The 16,459-nt window shown below is 63.2% G+C and carries 16 protein-coding genes; 10 read left to right on the forward strand and 6 right to left on the reverse strand.

The window, feature by feature from the left end; all coding sequences use genetic code 11:
* Window positions 1–173 precede the first annotated feature (173 nt).
* Window positions 174–824 carry a hypothetical protein gene (locus tag RA302_RS03265; RefSeq protein WP_225320249.1) on the forward strand — a complete coding sequence of 217 codons (651 nt, stop codon included), beginning with the start codon at window positions 174–176 and terminating at the stop codon, window positions 822–824.
* 436 nt (window positions 825–1,260) lie between these two features.
* Window positions 1,261–2,391, forward strand: coding sequence for a lipase family protein (locus tag RA302_RS03270; protein ID WP_166501750.1), 1,131 nt, complete (start codon window positions 1,261–1,263; stop codon window positions 2,389–2,391).
* Window positions 2,392–2,398: 7 nt separating this feature from the next.
* On the opposite strand, the gene RA302_RS03275 is transcribed toward RA302_RS03270, so the two are convergent.
* The 5 genes from RA302_RS03275 to RA302_RS03295 all read right to left on the reverse strand — a co-directional run bounded on the left by RA302_RS03275 (window position 2,399) and on the right by RA302_RS03295 (window position 8,060).
* Complete coding sequence (locus RA302_RS03275; RefSeq protein ID WP_238054120.1) at window positions 2,399–2,845, reverse strand: hypothetical protein; 447 nt, start codon at window positions 2,843–2,845, stop codon at window positions 2,399–2,401.
* Window positions 2,846–3,396: 551 nt separating this feature from the next.
* Window positions 3,397–3,945 (reverse strand): AAA family ATPase, encoded by a 549-nt coding sequence (locus RA302_RS03280; RefSeq protein ID WP_021333803.1) that lies wholly within the window; start codon window positions 3,943–3,945, stop codon window positions 3,397–3,399.
* A gap of 676 nt (window positions 3,946–4,621) precedes the next feature.
* Window positions 4,622–4,984 (reverse strand): hypothetical protein, encoded by a 363-nt coding sequence (locus tag RA302_RS03285; protein WP_030534821.1) that lies wholly within the window; start codon window positions 4,982–4,984, stop codon window positions 4,622–4,624.
* 273 nt (window positions 4,985–5,257) lie between these two features.
* Window positions 5,258–7,237, reverse strand: coding sequence for an amino acid permease (locus tag RA302_RS03290; RefSeq protein ID WP_238054121.1), 1,980 nt, complete (start codon window positions 7,235–7,237; stop codon window positions 5,258–5,260).
* 4 nt (window positions 7,238–7,241) lie between these two features.
* The gene (locus RA302_RS03295) at window positions 7,242–8,060 is read right to left on the reverse strand and encodes a polysaccharide deacetylase family protein (protein ID WP_166501752.1); all 819 of its coding nucleotides are present in this window, start codon (window positions 8,058–8,060) and stop codon (window positions 7,242–7,244) included.
* A 122-nt stretch (window positions 8,061–8,182) separates the two neighbouring features.
* On the opposite strand from RA302_RS03295, the gene RA302_RS03300 reads away from it, so the two are divergent.
* The 3 genes from RA302_RS03300 (at window position 8,183) to RA302_RS03310 (ending at window position 10,929) form a co-directional block, all read left to right on the forward strand.
* Window positions 8,183–9,712: an LCP family protein gene (locus tag RA302_RS03300; protein ID WP_225320250.1), complete on the forward strand. Its 1,530-nt coding sequence runs from the start codon at window positions 8,183–8,185 to the stop codon at window positions 9,710–9,712.
* Window positions 9,713–9,845: 133 nt separating this feature from the next.
* On the forward strand, window positions 9,846–10,052 hold the full coding sequence (locus tag RA302_RS03305; RefSeq protein ID WP_124568973.1) for a hypothetical protein: 207 nt from the start codon (window positions 9,846–9,848) through the stop codon (window positions 10,050–10,052).
* A gap of 46 nt (window positions 10,053–10,098) precedes the next feature.
* Complete coding sequence (locus RA302_RS03310) at window positions 10,099–10,929, forward strand: crotonase/enoyl-CoA hydratase family protein (protein WP_007727023.1); 831 nt, start codon at window positions 10,099–10,101, stop codon at window positions 10,927–10,929.
* A gap of 125 nt (window positions 10,930–11,054) precedes the next feature.
* On the opposite strand, the gene RA302_RS03315 is transcribed toward RA302_RS03310, so the two are convergent.
* Window positions 11,055–11,546, reverse strand: coding sequence for an inorganic diphosphatase (locus RA302_RS03315; RefSeq protein ID WP_003941181.1), 492 nt, complete (start codon window positions 11,544–11,546; stop codon window positions 11,055–11,057).
* Between the two features lie 103 nt (window positions 11,547–11,649).
* Here RA302_RS03315 and dacB point away from each other — a divergent pair, with 103 nt between their 5' ends.
* From dacB to RA302_RS03340, 5 genes are all read left to right on the forward strand, one after another.
* On the forward strand, window positions 11,650–13,059 hold the full coding sequence (dacB, locus tag RA302_RS03320; protein ID WP_029254401.1) for a D-alanyl-D-alanine carboxypeptidase/D-alanyl-D-alanine-endopeptidase: 1,410 nt from the start codon (window positions 11,650–11,652) through the stop codon (window positions 13,057–13,059).
* On the forward strand, window positions 13,059–14,132 hold the full coding sequence (locus RA302_RS03325) for a zinc-dependent metalloprotease (protein ID WP_019746776.1): 1,074 nt from the start codon (window positions 13,059–13,061) through the stop codon (window positions 14,130–14,132). Before dacB ends, RA302_RS03325 begins: the two co-directional genes overlap by 1 nt.
* Entirely contained in the window at window positions 14,133–15,110 is a 978-nt protein-coding gene (gene tilS, locus RA302_RS03330; RefSeq protein ID WP_046377881.1) for a tRNA lysidine(34) synthetase TilS, read from the forward strand.
* Window positions 15,111–15,113: 3 nt separating this feature from the next.
* Window positions 15,114–15,668 carry a hypoxanthine phosphoribosyltransferase gene (gene hpt, locus RA302_RS03335; protein ID WP_019746778.1) on the forward strand — a complete coding sequence of 185 codons (555 nt, stop codon included), beginning with the start codon at window positions 15,114–15,116 and terminating at the stop codon, window positions 15,666–15,668.
* Between the two features lie 122 nt (window positions 15,669–15,790).
* The gene (locus tag RA302_RS03340; protein WP_166501754.1) at window positions 15,791–16,456 is read left to right on the forward strand and encodes a DUF4190 domain-containing protein; all 666 of its coding nucleotides are present in this window, start codon (window positions 15,791–15,793) and stop codon (window positions 16,454–16,456) included.
* Window positions 16,457–16,459 lie beyond the last annotated feature (3 nt).

A 16,459-nucleotide genomic window follows, 5' to 3' on the forward strand; every position in this document is an offset into this window, starting at 1 on the left:
TTCCCGAAAAGAACCGCGTTAAGAAATTCAGAAGTGTTGCAGGAAAACAATTTTGGTCCCGGGTTGCATAGGTGATCAAGTGCCCCACAGATTCGTTACCCCAGTTCCGCCCGTTCTGGACAGGCTTTCGGGTTCCGCTCATTAGCCACCGTGGTCTTGGACATACTGAGGTCATGACGAGCCGAGGAGTGGTACGTAGTTGGGACGTGGGGGGTATGCAGGGCGTGATCGACTCCGCAGACACTCCGGGCGGTAGCTGGACCTCATGGACATCTGTAGTGGTCCACGGGTTCCCGGGTTTGGTCGAAGGTCAGGAAGTCGAGTTCGAGTGGAATCAACTCGACGAGCCGGCAGTCGGTTACGACTTTCACACCGTGCAGGCGTGGCCAGTCGGCGAGGACCACACGCCGCCGGGACCGCCCGGTTTCAGGGCTTGGGATATCGACCCCGACGGCACCGTTCACGAGGTCACCGATCTAGACATCACCGACCTCGACGATACGATCGCGCCCCCGATCGGCACCCCAGCGATCGGTGTCGTCACCACGTGGAATGGTGAGGAAGGCTGGGGAGTCATCGACTCCGCGGACACTCCGGGCGGTTGTTGGACCTTCTGCAGCGCCCTACACCCCGACGAAGTCATCAACGCTCGGCCGGGCGACAGTTTCAGCATCGGCGGAGGGATCAGCGCTCTCGTCGTCGGAGAGCAGGTCGACTTCGAATGGGAGCCGGTCATCGACCAGGACGGATACAAATTTCGTGCGATCAAGGTCAGGCCGCGGCGGGATATCCCCCCGTGGCGCGTCGAACGAATCGGTAGGTAGCTCGACATCGACGGCACGTCGACGACCACCTGCCCGGCCTCGAACGCCGCGAAGCGCTCGCCAACCGCAGCCTCGAGCACCCTCGCATCAAAGTCCCACCTCACTGGCTCAACGTCGACGGACCGATCATGCTTGAGGTAGCCCTTGGGCATGCCTCTTCGTGCGCATTCGAGCCCGAAGACAACCATCAATCGTGCACCGTGCCACATCATTGCCCTCACCACGCATTTCCAGCTACACCTTGTGCGGCGCCGTAGACCGAATAGTTCTCGGTATGCACGGCTGACCTCGGCTGTAAGTTCTTCGTCGTGCACGGTCCGCTGGCCCCTCGACTGCAGGAGCGGCACCCGAAGATGGTCGAACCAGTACGCCGGCGCCGCCGGTTCGCGCAGAATGGAAGTCGGCGCAGACACCGACGAACCACGGGAGCGATGCGATGATCCGACGACGGCTCGGCCAAGCATTGATGGTGATCGCGCTCGCCTCCGCGGCCGTCTCGACCACGCCCGTCCACGCGCAGGAACCGTCGCCAATCACGACGCCGGGCGCAGTGACCGCGGCAACTTCCCTGCCGCACTCCTTCTGGATTCCCGGCGCCGCCAACGCATCAAAGCTCACGTACTGGTCCACAGGACCGCTGAACCAGCCCGCGTTGAGTACGGGCGCGCTCTTCCTGCCCCCCGGCGATCCACCCGAAGGTGGCTGGCCGGTCATCTCGTGGGCTCACGGCACTGTAGGTATTTCCGACCAGTGCGCTCCCACCGTGACCGGGACCGTCGGCAGTCCGTACCTCACGAACTGGCTCTCGCAGGGCTACGCGATCGTCGCGACCGACTACGTGGGGCTCGGCACGCCGGGAATCCACGCGTACCTGGACGGACCGTCGGCGGCGCACAGCGTGATCGACATGGTGCGTGCCGCGCGTGCGGTCGAACCGTCGCTCTCACCGCGGTGGTTGGCACTCGGACAGTCTCAGGGCGGGCAGGCCGCTATGGTCACGGCAGCGATCGCCACACGGTACGCACCCGAATTGGACTACCGGGGCGCGGTCGCGACCGGGGCGCCGTCCAATCTGGAGAACCTTGCACCACTCGTGGGGCCGGACTTTCCCCGCTTGCCACTGACCGGCAGCACCGTGTTCGTCTCGTACCTCTTGGCCGGACTCCGGGCGGCGCGACCCGATCTCGACATCGATCGCTACCTGACACCACGCGGCACGGATGCCCTGACCCGAGCCGAAACCGACTGCTACCAGGACATGGCATCGGGCCTCGGCGACGTCACGATCGGCGATCTGGTGAACCGGCCCCTCGACGATCCCGCGGTGCTGGCTGCTGCTCGCGGCATGCTGGAGATCCCGACGACCGGGTACGACCGGCCAGTGTTCCTCGGGCAGGGGCTGACGGACGAGATGGTGCCGGCACCGCTGGCTTTGAAACTCGCGGCCGAACTCGCCGCCAACCGCCAGCCAGTTACATTCCGCACATATCCGACCGGTCATATCGAGACGATGCGGGCAGCGCTCCCCGAAAGCCTCTCCTTCGTCCGGAACCTCGTCCAACCGTAGGGTGAATTCACGCGTTTGTCGCATGGCTGGCAGGGGTCCGCTTGCGGCTCGCGATCTCGTCGGAGAGCTGCTGCACGTGGGCGGGGTCCGCGTCCCTGGCAAGGGCGACGTAGTGGTCCATGACGGCCGGCCGGTAGCGCACGGGCAACGTCTGTCCCGGGGCGAGTCGTGTCAGTTCGGTGATCGTGAGGTCTTCGTCTGCGATACCGCGGAACGAGATGCCGTCGGAGGTCTCCACGTCGAACATCAGGACCGCGCGTGGATTGCTGTTGACCTCCCGCCAGTCGACGAGAACGCCAAGCGCAAGCGCCCCCGTACGTAGTTCCGCACTGCGCTTGCGTGCATCACTGCTCATGAGCGGGTTCGGGGCGACGCCAGGAAAGTCGGGCCCGACGCCGAGCGATTCCCGACTCAGGTCAGGCCGGAGCGTTGACATCACATCGTCGAGCGTCATCTTCGAATCGTGACGCTTCTTCTTCCAACCGAACATCCTGCCCCCTCACCTCGGTGCCGGAATCTCGGCCTGGCGCTTCGCTCTGACCGCGATTGTATGTCGCGGTCATTCCCGATCTCCGTCACATCGTCCCGTCGCGATGGGGTCGCCGTCTGCGGTCGTGGACGGGCTCGGTCAGGGCACCTGTCTGTCGGACGAGTCATAGACCAGGAACCGTTGTCAGTTGGATCATCTACTGTATTCGCCTGCTCGGCGGTCCGGCCACCTGCGGTGTCCACGCGAAGAGAAATTCGCTGCGCTCCGCGATGACCTTTCCGCAGCACTGGCAGGCCATGATCGAGCACCACGAGACCACGCCCGAACAGACCTACACGTGGGCAAATTGGATAAAAACTAAGGCGCCACAACAAAACCCGACGCCAGTCGAGATTCGGCCGACTCCCAAGCTGGGCGCTCCGGAGCGAAAACTAGCCGACCTCGACACCACCAAGTTTCACATCCACTGGCGCCCCGATGCCGATCACCAAGACGGTTTCCGGCGGATTGAGCCGCTACTGTGCAAAGAGTCGGAAACGGTCGTCGCGAATGGCCGCTGCCACTTGTTGGGCACTCTGTTCTTCCTCGTCGCCCGACGTGTCCAGTACATGATCATCGAGCTCGCCGAGGTCGGAGAACTGATCCCACATCGAGAGGATTGGCCCCTCGTCGATCAAGGCGCTTGGCGCGGTTCGGGCTTGGGCTCGCTTCAGCGTGATGTCGCGCTGCGGCCGGAGCACGATGTAGTGGACCGCCAAGTTCGGGTGCTGTGTCGCGTGTGTTCGGAAGTGGGGGAGCATCCACGGCCCGATGATTCCGTCGATCACCGTGGTGAAGTCGCCGCGAGCATAGGTATAGGCGGCGCCGGCGATCACATCCATGACAGTCTGGTTCTGCGCATCGGACGTGGGCTCGTACGGAGGTATCGCGCCCGAAACGATGCAGTGCCAGAAGTCGTCTGTGTGCAGATGAACGCCTTTGCTGTAACCGCGGGCAAGTTTCGCGGCGAGGGTCGACTTCCCTGCCCCTGGTGGGCCGGTCAGAATGATCACTTGTGCGCTCACGCACCACAACCTATCCCTATCTCGACGGCTGAAGCACCCGATTTTCCCGGCCTAGGTCCAGTATTCTCGCCGAACGACGCGGCGATGTCGTGCGAAGCGTCGCCGCCGTCGTGCTCGCGGTTTGGCCGCGAACATTTCGGTCCCGAAATCGCACTCCGAGTTGGCCCGCGCTGGCAATTCGCCGCCATGCACCCGGATCGTGCGTTCTCGTGCGGGTAGTGGAAGCAGGGCTGGGCGGAGGGTTTCGCGGTTGTCGACGCCGTCGATGGCGGCGTCGAAGTCCCCTACGGCATCTCTGATGGAAATACGTCCAACCCTGGGTCAGCACCGCCGGAAAGTCGAGTATGGTCCGGTCATGGGCCGACTCACAGAACTACTCAAGTCCGTAAAATCACTCGGATCGCGCAAAGACACCGCCGCCAAGCAGGAAAAACGCGCACTTGATCGGTGGGAAAACGAAGGCGGCCCTGTCGCAGAGGATCCACGACAACGCTGACCCCGGACGAGTGCCAGCGCGCCTGGACCGATCAACCCAGCCAGAATGGGCCGCAACGACCTGATCGGCTCCTCAAAGCCGCACCCACACTGACTCCGGTCGGTGGATCGGCGCCGGCAGCGCAGACCCCGCCGCACACAGAAATACAACAGACGTTTTCGACGGCTGAGGTCGGTCGCACTACGTCGTGGGCAGTGACGAATCCCCGTGGTGACCGGTGGCTATGACGACCACCTGAACAACAGCGTCTTCAGGCATCTCGGGGTAGTAGTTGACCCGGAGTTGTCTTGCGAAATTCGTCATGTCGGTGCCGGGTGGCTGGCGGGCTGCTAGCGGCGACAGATGAGCGAGATCGTACGTTTCTACAGCAGTGACCTGTCCTGTAAGGGGGCGGGCGGTCGGGTGATTGTCGAAGATGAAAATTGCCGGCCCTTCGTGTATGTCTTCGCGCCAGCGGACGGTGGAAACTTTCGCGCCAGAAACCACTGCCGTGTAATGCTTCTGATGAAAGTGCACGGTTTGAGCAGGCGCGCCGGTCGTCATGTTCGCATTGTCCACTAAGTGTCTGCTCCGGACCATAGATCGAACGAAGAATCGCGTTCAACCACTCCCCGCCCCGGTAAGCCCGTCCTGCTCCCAACTGCTTGTCACTGATATTCGCCGACTTCTGAGGCTGCAGATGTTCACCGGATGCGTTCTCGCAGGATGCTCGAACCTCATGGCCGAGGTCGGATGTGCCCCGAAGCAATAAACAAAGCTGGCTGTGCGAGCAACGGCGCACCTCTACCCGCGTGAGCGGTCGGTGGGAGTGCCGCGTCAACCGACGTGGACGTGTGGCCGTCGGGACTGGTCGGGTTCGGCTCGGCGGAGAACCTCACGGGTCACGGGAGCGGTTTCGCCCTCACCGATGAACAGGAAGCGGAGCAGGTACATGATCGGGTTTCCCTCGGTCCACTCGAAGTAGACGTCGGGAATCACGCCGGTGATGTCTCTCGTCCGCAGGAGAACCGCCGCAATGGTGTTGGGGACGGCAGGGCTGTCGACCCAGAGGATCCGGTGCTCACCGCGCTGTCGTCCGTGGACGAGGAGATCGGTGCTGAATTCGGAGGAGTCCGTGACATTTACTTCGATGAAGATGATCGACTCCGCCTCCGGGATGTTGCTTTCGGCGCGCTGCTGCGATTCCTTCTGCCGATACTCGTCCTCGTCGAGACGATCGACGTCGTGCGCCACCATCGCGAGGTAACCCTTCTCGGCTGCCTCGGCGATGAATTGCAGTGCAGTCTCGTCGAATTCGACGGAGGTTGCCCGTAGTTCGAAGGCTCGCGAGATCCGGGAAAGGAAGGACACCACCATGATCGCGGCGATGAAGAACGACGCCACTTTCACACCGTCTGGACGTTCGAAGATGTTCGCGATCGTCGTGTAGACGAACAAAACTGCGACAAAACTGAAACCTACGAACAGTTTTCGCTGACCGTGCTTGCGAGCGGACAGGGCAACGGCGACGGTCGCCGACGAGATGAGCACGAGGACACCGGTTGCGTACGCGGAACTCTGAGCGTCGACACCGGCGTCGAAGTAGATCGTGACAGTGATGGCGATGACGCTGAACACGAGGACCAGCGGACGCACGGCGCGGGCCCACGACGGCGCCATGCCGTAGCGGGGGAGATACCTCGGAACAAGATTGAGCAACCCTGCCATTGCCGATGCACCGGCAAACCAGAGGATCAGAATCGTGCTGAGATCGTAGGCAGTTCCGAAGATCTCACCCAGATAGTCGTGCGCGAGGAAGGCAAGCGCGCGACCGTTGGCAGCGCCTCCGGGTTGGAACTCGTTTTCTGGGATCAGGATGGTGGTGACCAGGCTCGACGTCAGCAGGAATCCGCTCATGATCAGCGCCGCAGTGGTGAGCAGGCGCCGTGCGCCTTTGATGCGGCCACGTGGATTCTGTTCCGTGTCGTGCGGATCGCCCTTGATCTGCGGCATGACCGCGACGCCGGTTTCGAAGCCGGACAGACCGAGAGCCAACTTCGGGAAGACGATCAGCGCGATCAGGATCATCATCGCCGGGTTTCCGTGCTCGGTGGTCATGGCGCGCGTCCAGTCGGTGACCAACGACGGCGCGGTCGCGATGTGCCACAAACCTACGGAGATGACCACCACGTTCAAGGCGAGGTAGACGGCGACCGATCCGACCGCGATACCGATCGCTTCGGTGAATCCGCGGAGGAATACCGCAGCGAGGAGCGCGAGCAGAACAAGGGTGACGGCGACGGTGTGTCCGGAGAGAAAGGTTGGAGCAAAAGGATTCTCGACGAGGTGCGCCGTGGCATCGGCAGCCGAGAGCGTCATAGTGATGAGGAAATCGGTGGCCGCGAAGCCGAGAAGCACGAGAACGAAGATCTTGCCGCGCCACTTGGGCAGCAACTTCTCGAGCATGGCGATCGAGCCCTCGCCGTGCGGACTCTCGCGAGCCACTCGCCGGTAGACCGGGAGCGCACCGAACAGCGTCAGCAGGATCAATACGACTGTCGCGATGGGAGCCAACGTGCCGGCCGCCAGTGCCGCGATACCGGGTTGGTAACCGAGAGTGGAGAAGTAATCGACACCCGTCAGGCACATCACCTTCCACCACGGGTGGCGCTTCTCCTTCTTCGGCGCCATCCGGTGTGGCCCCAGATGTCCGGCTGGTTCCTCGGTGATGTCCGCGAGCAGCCAGGCCTCGGTGCGTTGTTTCACAGACGGAGCCGTGTTGTCGGCCGGGACCTCGTTGTCGGCTGCGGTCACCACGGCGTCACGGCTTCAGATAGACATCGTTGAGCGTGACGGTCCGCAGGTTCCGGCTCCGGATTAGGTCCACCAGTTGCGGATACACGTGGGTCACGGGCAGATAGTTGAGGTGTCCGATCACGATGGCCCCCGGATTGAAGTACTGGTTCGCCATCTGCAGGATGTACTCCTCGGTGATCAACGAAGAATCCGACAGCGACCCGTACCAGAGGGTGGGTACGGTGTAGCCGACGCTCGCGGCCACGGAATCGACTGTCGCGTTGTGCCTTCCATACGGCGGCCGAAAGTACGGCGCCGCATCCACGCCGTAGGTGTTGCGCAGGAACGTGCCGTTCTTCGTCAGCTCGTCGGCGATCTGCTGCTTCGACACTGACGTCAGATCCGGGTGCGAGTAGGTGTGATTGCCGAGCTGAATTTGTCCGCTCTCGACTAGAGGTCTGAGAAGTCCGGCGTTTTCGGTCCACGAGTTGTATTGCCCGTTGACGAAGTACGTCAAACGGATGCCGGTGTCTTTTGCGAACTGTGTGTAGAGGCGCACGACTTCGGAGCTGGCTCCGTCGTCAACCGTCAGGGCCAACAGATCCGCGCCGCCGGGCAGGGCGGTCAACGATCCGCCGGCGGGCAGCGGCACCCGGGCAGACGGCGGTGGAGGCGGCAGCAAGGCAGGCGGGAGATTCGGAACAGCGGCGGGGTCTGCTGGCTCGTCGGCTGCGGCGACCGCCGTCCCGACGGAACGTGACGAACAAGCGGTTCCCATGGTCACTGCGGCGGTTCCGGTCAGAGTTGCTGCTGCGAGGGCACTGAGGAAGCGTCGGCGGTCCACAGGGCGGAGCCTAGAGCAGATTTGCCCAATTCGGACTTCATTCTCAGCGTTCTTTCAGCGAATGACCAGCTGTGTCCGGTATCGACAGGTTCTACTCAGGAACGGTCGATAGCGTGTCGGCCGTGGAACCGCGACCTCGACACTCGGCAACCAGGCACAGGCGTAGGCGTCAACCGCAGCGGTCGACGCTCTCGGTAGGGCGCAAGCTGGCGGCGGCATCCCTGTCGACGACGATTCTGGTGGGCGTCGGAATCGGGTGGTACGTGCAGTCGGATCTGACGTCGGGGCTGTACCGGTCGGATGCGCTCTCCGCCCTCGGCGACGACGCCGGCAGTTCACTCGACGGGGATACCAACATTTTGTTGATCGGTCTCGACAGTCGCAAGGCGATGGACGGCAGCGATCTGCCGGCAGAGTTCGTCACCGACAAGTTGCACGCAGGGGATAGCGATGTGGGTGGGTACAACACGAACACGCTTATCCTGCTCCATGTTCCGGGCGATGGTGGCAAGGCCAGTGCGGTGGCAATTCCACGCGACGATTACGTCGCGGTACCCGGCTATGGAATGGCCAAGATCAAGGAAGCCTACGGAATGGCGAAGGCTGATGCGGACGCCAAACTCGTAGCGGACGGTGTGACGGATCCTGCTGCACGAGAACAGCAAGCGCGTGAAGTCGGTCGGCGGTCGACACTGACCACCGTGCAGAATCTGCTCAAGGTTCCGATCGATCACTTTGCCGAAGTGAACCTGATGGGCTTCTATGACGTCGTCTCGGCTATCGGCCCTGTTCAGGTGTGCCTCAACAATCCGGTGCAGGATGACTTCTCGGGCGCCAACTTCCCGGCGGGGGTTCAGACTCTCGATGCGTCACAGGTACTTTCGTTTGTCCGTCAACGCCACGGCCTGGACAACGGGGACTTGGATCGCACCCACCGGCAGCAGGCTTTCATCAGCGCGGTGATCGCCAACTTGAAGGGCTCCGGCGTCATCGGAAACATTCCGAAGATGACGGCACTGGCCGACGTGGTGAAGAAGGACGTGGTGATCGATTCCGCCATGGATCCCGTCCGATTCGCTTCTCAGGCAAGCGCTCTCGCGGGTGGGAACATCGACTTCTACACCCTGCCCATCGAGGGATACGAGACCGTCGACGGCCAGGACGTCAACATGGTCGATCCGGCGCGTCTGCGTAGCGAAGTGTCGCGGATCTTCGCGGGAGGTGACTCGGCATCTGCACCTGCGATGGACACCGCGATCTCGACCGGGAACGAAGTTGTGGACATCCGCAACGGAACCGCGACGGACGGGTTGGGCGCCGCGTTGGCAGCGGCGATGAAAGCGTCGGGAGTCGAAGTCGGAGAGGTGAGCACCGCAGCTGCGACGGCAAAGTCGGTGGTCAGCTATGGAGTCGGCGCCAAAGCCGTCGCAGAGGCGCTGGCCGAGCAGTTGGGCGTGGCCGCAGTGCCGGACGAGCAGGCAGCGGCCGAATCAGTGTCTGTACTGATCGGTGAGGACAATGCGCAGACCGTGTTCTCGGCCGCTCCGGCGCAGTCGGACTCCTCGGTATCCGCCGGCACAGTTCCCGACACGGGAGCGCAGGGATCACCTATCCGAGCGGACGCGAATGGCGGCATTCCCTGTGTGGACTAACTCTCAGGTAATTCGCACGAAACTCACGCTGACTTCTTCGGTCTGCGGGTCTACATTGGAGAAGTCGAACTCAGTCGGGTACTTCACCTTTGGGGTACCTGACTGAGATTGCGTAGTTGAAAGGATCACCGACATGGCTACAACAGCAGCGGTACAGAATCCGACACGCTCACGTGCCAGGACCATGTCCTTGTCCGAGTACGTGGCCGAGCATCCGGCGCAGCGCGTTTTCCCACCGACCAGTGAGCGGGCGGCCAGGATGGCGATGCTGATCATGTTCGCCCTGATGGCCGTCACCCTCGTCGTACTGGTACTTGACGAGGCAGGAATTTTCGGATGAAGGCAGCGGTCTTCGGCTGAGCCGGACCTTTAGTTACTCTTGAGTAATGACTGAACAGAAGAGCTGGAATGCGTTCACCGTCGAGCGCGAAGACAACATCGCCCAGGTGACGCTGATCGGGCCGAGCAAGGGCAACGCGATGGGGCCGGATTTCTGGAGTGAACTCCCCGAAATCTTCGCCGACCTCGACGCCGATCCCGAGGTGCGTGCAATCGTCATCGCCGGTTCCGGCAAGCACTTCTCGTTCGGGCTGGACCTGCCGGCGATGAGCGGTGAATTCGGCGCTGTCCTGGCGGACAAGGCTCAGGCAGGACCGCGCACCAAGTTCCACGACATGATCAAGCGCATGCAGTCGGGGATCAATGCCGTCGCAGACTGCCGCAAGCCCGTCGTCGCAGCTGTTCAGGGCTGGTGCATCGGCGGCGGCGTCGACCTCATCACGGCGGCGGACATCCGCTACGCAAGTGCCGATGCCAAGTTCAGCATCCGCGAGGTCAAGGTCGCGATCGTCGCAGACATGGGCAGCCTCGCGCGTCTGCCCGCGATCATCGGCGACGGACACCTGCGTGAATTGGCTCTGACCGGCAAGGACATCGACGCAGCGCGCGCCGAGAAGATCGGCCTCGTCAACGACGTTTTCGAAGATGCCGACGCGGTACTGGCAGCGGCGCGCGCGACCGCCAAGGAGATTGCGCTCAATCCGCCGCTCGTGGTCCACGGGATCAAGGACGTGCTCGATCACACCCGCAGCGCGAGCGTGAACGACAGCCTTCGCTACGTCGCAGCCTGGAACGCGGCGTTCCTGCCTTCGCAGGATCTGACCGAGGCCATCACCGCCGTCTTCCAGAAGCGACCGCCGGTCTTCCAGGGTGAGTAGAAACTGCAAGGGTGAGTAGAAACTGCAAGGGTGAGTAGGAACTGCGAGGGCGAGTAAAAACAGCACAAAAATCCCCGCACATCTTCCGATGTGCGGGGATTTTCGTTAGGCCTGAGAATTTGAGCTCAGTGACCGCCGTTGGCAGCGAGACGCTTGATCGAAGCCTCGATCTCGGCCTCTGCCTCGGCGCGGCCGACCCAGTTGGCTGCCTCGACGTGCTTGTTCGGCTCGAGGTCCTTGTAGTGGACGAAGAAGTGCTTGATCGCATCGAGTTCGAACTGTGAGATGTCACCCAGATCCTGGATGTGATCCCAGCGGGGGTCACCGGCCGGAACGCAGAGGACCTTGTCGTCTCCGCCGGCCTCGTCGACCATCTTGAACATCGCGACTGCGCGAGCCTCGACGATGACGCCGGGGAAGACCGACTCGGGGAGCAGGACCATGGCGTCGAGCGGATCGCCGTCCTCACCCAGGGTGTTTTCGATGAAGCCGTAGTCGGCCGGGTAGCCGAAAGCTGTGTAGAGGTAGCGATCGAGTTTGACGCGACCGGTTACGTGGTCGACCTCGTACTTGTTGCGCTGACCCTTGGGGATCTCGATGGTGACGTCGAACTCCACGCCGATTCCTCGCTGTCGTGTCGGTAATGATTCGTCGGAAGGATATCGGGTCAAGGATAAGGTTGCCTGACCACCCAGTAGGCAGAGCACAGACGGAGGGGCGTTGGCGGGCCAAGGAAAGAAGAAGATCGGCTCGTTGGAAGAGAGTCGACGGCGTAACTTCCGCATCCTTCTGGCGGTCGGTGCAGTGGTTGTACTGGCCGTCGCCGGAGTTGTCGTCGTGAAACTCGGTACGTCGAACGACACCGCGGGCAGCGCGACCGTGACTACGTCGCCGCAGCCTGCGCTCGTGACGCCGTCACCTCAGGTGGTGCCCGTCCCGACGGACGCACCGATCCCGAGCGCGTCGGGAATCGCAGCGGCGATCGGCCCGGCCGTGGCCAACCCGGATCTGGGGAAGTTCACCGGAGTTGTCGCTGATGCGCTCACCGGAAACATTCTGTGGAGCGCAGACCCGTCGACGCCGATGACACCTGCGTCCACGACGAAGGTGCTGACCGCATCGGCGGCACTGCTGAAGCTGCCGCTCGACCACCGGCTGGCCACGACGGTGGTCCCCGGAGCGAGCCCCGGGCAGGTCGTTCTGGTCGGCGGCGGTGACCCGACGCTGACGGCGACGCCGAAGGGGCAGAGCGGTTACTACGCCAACGCAGCGCACATCGCGGATCTCGTCGACCAGATCAAGGCTGCCGGTACGCCGGTGACCAGCGTCGTGGTGGACTCGAGCTTGTTCAAGGGCGACAACATGGCCACCGGGTGGTTCCCCGCTGACATCGCGGCCGGTTACATCACCCCGATCGAATCGGTGATGATCGAAGGTGGTCGGTACGACGGCACTCAAGACGAGTCGCCGCGTTCGGAAACGCCCGCGTTGGACGCGGGCAAGGTGCTCGCTCAGGCCCTCGGTGTCGATCCCGCCAACGTGAGTCTCGGCGCGGCGCCTGCCGGTGCCAAGCCGATCGCCACCGTGCAGTCGGCGCCGCTGAGCGACCGACTGCTGCAGATGATGGAACATTCCGACAACGTGCTCGCCGAGACCATCGGGCGTGAGGTCGCGATTGCCTCCGGAATCGAAGCCTCGTTCACCGGAGCCGTCGACGCGACCGGCAAGACCTTGCAGGCCGCCGGGTTCGACTACACCGGAGTTTCGCTGCACGATTCCAGCGGACTTTCCGTCGACGATCTCATTCCCGCTCAGGTACTCGATCGCGTCATGACGGCTGCGGCCGGTGACGGTGATCCGAAACTGCGTCCGCTGCTGGACTACCTTCCGGTGGCCGGCGGAACAGGAAGTTTGTCCGACCGCTACGCGTCCGGAAACCGAACCGGTGCGGGTTGGGTACGGGCCAAGACGGGAACTCTCTCGACGGCCAGCGCGTTGTCAGGGTTCGTGGTCGATCAGAACGGGCGAGTGCTCACCTTCGCACTGATGTCCAATGACCGGCCGCCAGAAGTGAGCCGTCCTGCCCTGGACGCGATTGCCGGAGCATTGAGGAATTGCGGGTGCCAATAGTGGCCGAAAAGACTCCACAAGATGATGAAGCCTCGGCTCCGCTCGGTGGTGCCGTCGACTGGAGTCTTGCCGCCAAAGCCGGGATAAAACTGGCGCGCGGCGGCCCCGCGATGTCTCGCTACACGGCCGAGACGGCAACCGCAGAACTCGCCGAAGCGTCCAAGCGCGCAGAACTGCCGGTTCGTGAAGTGACCGGTTTGGCCGACGGTCTACCGGTCCCGGCCGCTGACGTGCTGGACCGGGCCGGGTGGATCACGGCGGCCTCGCGGTCGATGGCGCATCTCACCGGCGCCGACCCTGACGGCAGTGGCAATCTCATCGTCGGAAAGCCGGCGGGCTTGCAGGCCGGCGCCATGCTGGCGTACCTGTCTTCGGCGATCCTCGGGCAGTACGACCCGTTCACCGGCGAGCACGGCACCCTGCTTCTGGTCACACCGAACATCGTCTCCGTCGAACGGTCCCTTCGGCTGAATCCGAGTGACTTCCGGTTGTGGGTCTGCCTGCACGAGGTCACTCACCGGGTTCAGTTCTCGTCCTCACCGTGGCTAGCGGAGTACATGAAGGAATCCGTCGAAACGCTTGGTGCGACGGTGGACGAGTCGATGACCGACGTTGTCGGGCGCCTTGCTGCAGAGCTGCGCTCGCGGAAGGAACCCGACTCCAGTGACGGTGCGACGGCGGGCGGGATCATCGGCCTGCTGCGTGCTTCGCAGGCGGAACCTCAGCGTGACGCGCTGGATCGGATGCTCGTACTCGGCACCCTCCTCGAAGGGCATGCAGACCACGTGATGGACGCCGTCGGCCCCGCCGTGGTGCCGTCGGTGGCAACTATCCGCGCGGCCTTCGACAAGCGTCGGCAACGCAAGTCCAACCCCGTGCAGCGGATCATCAAGATGCTTCTCGGCATGGACGCCAAGATGGCGCAGTACGTACGCGGCAAGGCCTTCGTCGACGCGGTAGTTCTCAAGGTCGGCATGGAGCAGTTCAACACCATCTGGACCGGGCCCGAGACCTTGCCGTTGCTCGACGAGATCGACAATCCCGACGCGTGGGTAAAGCGCGTTCTCGGCTAGATGCTGCTGCCTGAGACGCCTGCCCTACTGGCGCTGCGACAGGCCGTGCGGGCATGGACGGTCGCATTCGAGCCACGACGCCGTGTGGTCGTCGCCCTGTCCGGGGGCGCCGATTCATTGGCGTTGACCGCAGCAGCGGTGGCGGAAACCGATTCTGTCGACGCGTTGATCGTGGACCATCGGCTGCAGCCTGGTTCTGATGCCGTCGCGCGCTCGGCCGCAGACCAGGCGCTGGCGCTGGGTTGCCGGACCGCGACGGTGCTGACCGTCGACGTAGCCGAAGGTGGGAGTCTCGAAGCCGCTGCGCGTGAGGCTCGGTACAGCGCTCTGCGCGACGCCAGGACTGACCTCCCGGTTCTGCTCGGACACACGCTCGACGATCAAGCAGAGACCGTCCTTCTCGGACTGTCCCGCGGGTCCGGTGGGCGATCGATTCAGGGTATGGCTGCATTCGACGCCCCCTGGGGACGGCCGCTACTCGGCATCCGTCGATCGGTGACCAGGGCGGCCTGCGTCGACCTGGGCATCACGCCGTGGGAGGACCCCCACAACAACAATCCCGAGTTCACTCGCGTGCGTCTGCGGCACGAGGCGTTGCCGCTGCTCGAAGAAATTCTCGGCGGGGGAGTTGCCGAGGCGTTGGCCCGAACCGCGACGCAGTTGCGTGAGGACGGCGAGGCGCTCGACGAGTACGCCGAGGCCCTACTTCTACGGGCTGTCGTCGACGGGGAAGTGGAAGTGGACACACTTGCCGAAGCGCCCACCGCAATCCGCCGACGCGCTCTCCGGGCCTGGCTGCTGCAGGGCGGCGCAAAAGCATTGACGGACAAACAGTTACGGGCGGTCGACGCCCTGTTGATCGACTGGCGGGGGCAAGGCGGCGTCGCGATCGGGGGCGGAACACCGGAGGCGAGGTTGGTGGCGGCCCGGCGACGTGGCAGGCTGATCCTCGGATTCGAAGACCGACGAAGGGTTTGACGCGTGTACGAGGGCGACATCGCATCGGTACTGATCTCCGAAGAACAGATCCGTGCACGAACGGCGGAACTGGCTGAGGAAATCGCCAAGCGTTACCCGGCAGGCGCCCCCGAAGGGGATCTGCTGCTGATCGGCGTCCTCAAGGGAGCGGTCTTCTTCATGACCGACTTCGCCCGCGCCCTGCCGATCCCGTCGCAGATGGAATTCATGGCCGTCAGCTCCTACGGATCCTCGACCTCGTCTTCGGGCGTCGTCCGCATCCTCAAGGACCTCGACAAGGACATCGCCGGTCGCCACGTGCTGATCGTCGAGGACATCATCGACTCGGGCCTGACGTTGTCGTGGTTGATGCGCAACCTCAAGACGCGCAATCCCGCTTCGCTCGAGGTCGTCACCCTGCTCCGCAAGCCGGACGCGGTCAAGATCGACGTCGACGTCCGCGACGTGGGCTTCGACATCCCCAACGAGTTCGTCGTCGGTTACGGCCTCGACTACGCCGAGCGGTACCGCGATCTGCCGTACATCGGCACCCTGGACCCTGAGGTCTACGGCGGCTGAGCCTGCTCGCCGGTTAGAACTCTTCACATTTCGGCACCTCTGCATCAGTCCGCCGAACGGACGACAGACAGCTCTCCGAGGCGTCGCTAGATTCACGGAATGCGCTATCGACGGCTTATTCGGTGACCCTTCCGCCACCACCGCCACCGCCACCACCGCCCCCGCCTGGTGGGGAGCAGCAGTACTGGAGTGCCCAACCGCAGGGCGTTCTGTACCAACCTCCGACCACGAACGGCCTCGCAATTGCCGCCATGGTCGGGGCGCTCGTGCTGGCGCCGGTCGGCATTGTGCTCGGCCACATTTCGCTGGCGCAGATCAAACGAACCGGTGAGCAGGGGCGAGGACTTGCAATCGCCGGCCTGGTCATCGGCTACATCTTCACCGCGCTTCTGGTGCTGTCGATCGTGTGGATGTTTCTCATTGCCAATGCAGTCACCCGCGCGTTCGACGACTATGACAGCGCGTCTTCTCTCTACTACACATCTGAATCGTCGAGTACGACTTATCCGACGTATGCGACCACCACATCCCGGACGGTGGCGCCGACGTACAGCGGAAGCGACACGGCGTCGGTCATCGCCAATGCCTCGGTAGGTGACTGCGTCGTACGAAGGCTCGGGGCAGACAAGGGCGACGGGACCAGCGAGACATACGTCAGTCCGGTCTCGTGCAGCTCGAGCAGCGCCACTCACCGGGTAGTCAGCCGCGGCACGTCCACATCTTCGTGCACCGCCGATTGGGTTCGCAAAGAGAGTCCTGTCGTAGTGCTTTGCCTAGCGGACGAATGATCG

It is taken from the genome of Rhodococcus sp. DN22 (genome assembly GCF_036669995.1).
GTDB lineage: Bacteria > Actinomycetota > Actinomycetes > Mycobacteriales > Mycobacteriaceae > Rhodococcus_F > Rhodococcus_F erythropolis.

Bases quoted from the DNA above. Each gene is read 5' to 3' on its own strand.
- tilS (WP_046377881.1), top strand. From the start codon at position 14,133: ATGCTGCTGCCTGAGACGCCTGCCCTACTGGCGCTGCGACAGGCCGTG.
- RA302_RS03310 (WP_007727023.1), top strand. From the start codon at position 10,099: ATGACTGAACAGAAGAGCTGGAATGCGTTCACCGTCGAGCGCGAAGAC.
- RA302_RS03265 (WP_225320249.1), top strand. From the start codon at position 174: ATGACGAGCCGAGGAGTGGTACGTAGTTGGGACGTGGGGGGTATGCAG.
- RA302_RS03275 (WP_238054120.1), bottom strand. From the start codon at position 2,845: ATGACGCTCGACGATGTGATGTCAACGCTCCGGCCTGACCTGAGTCGG.
- RA302_RS03270 (WP_166501750.1), top strand. From the start codon at position 1,261: ATGATCCGACGACGGCTCGGCCAAGCATTGATGGTGATCGCGCTCGCC.
- RA302_RS03285 (WP_030534821.1), bottom strand. From the start codon at position 4,984: ATGACGACCGGCGCGCCTGCTCAAACCGTGCACTTTCATCAGAAGCAT.
- RA302_RS03305 (WP_124568973.1), top strand. From the start codon at position 9,846: ATGGCTACAACAGCAGCGGTACAGAATCCGACACGCTCACGTGCCAGG.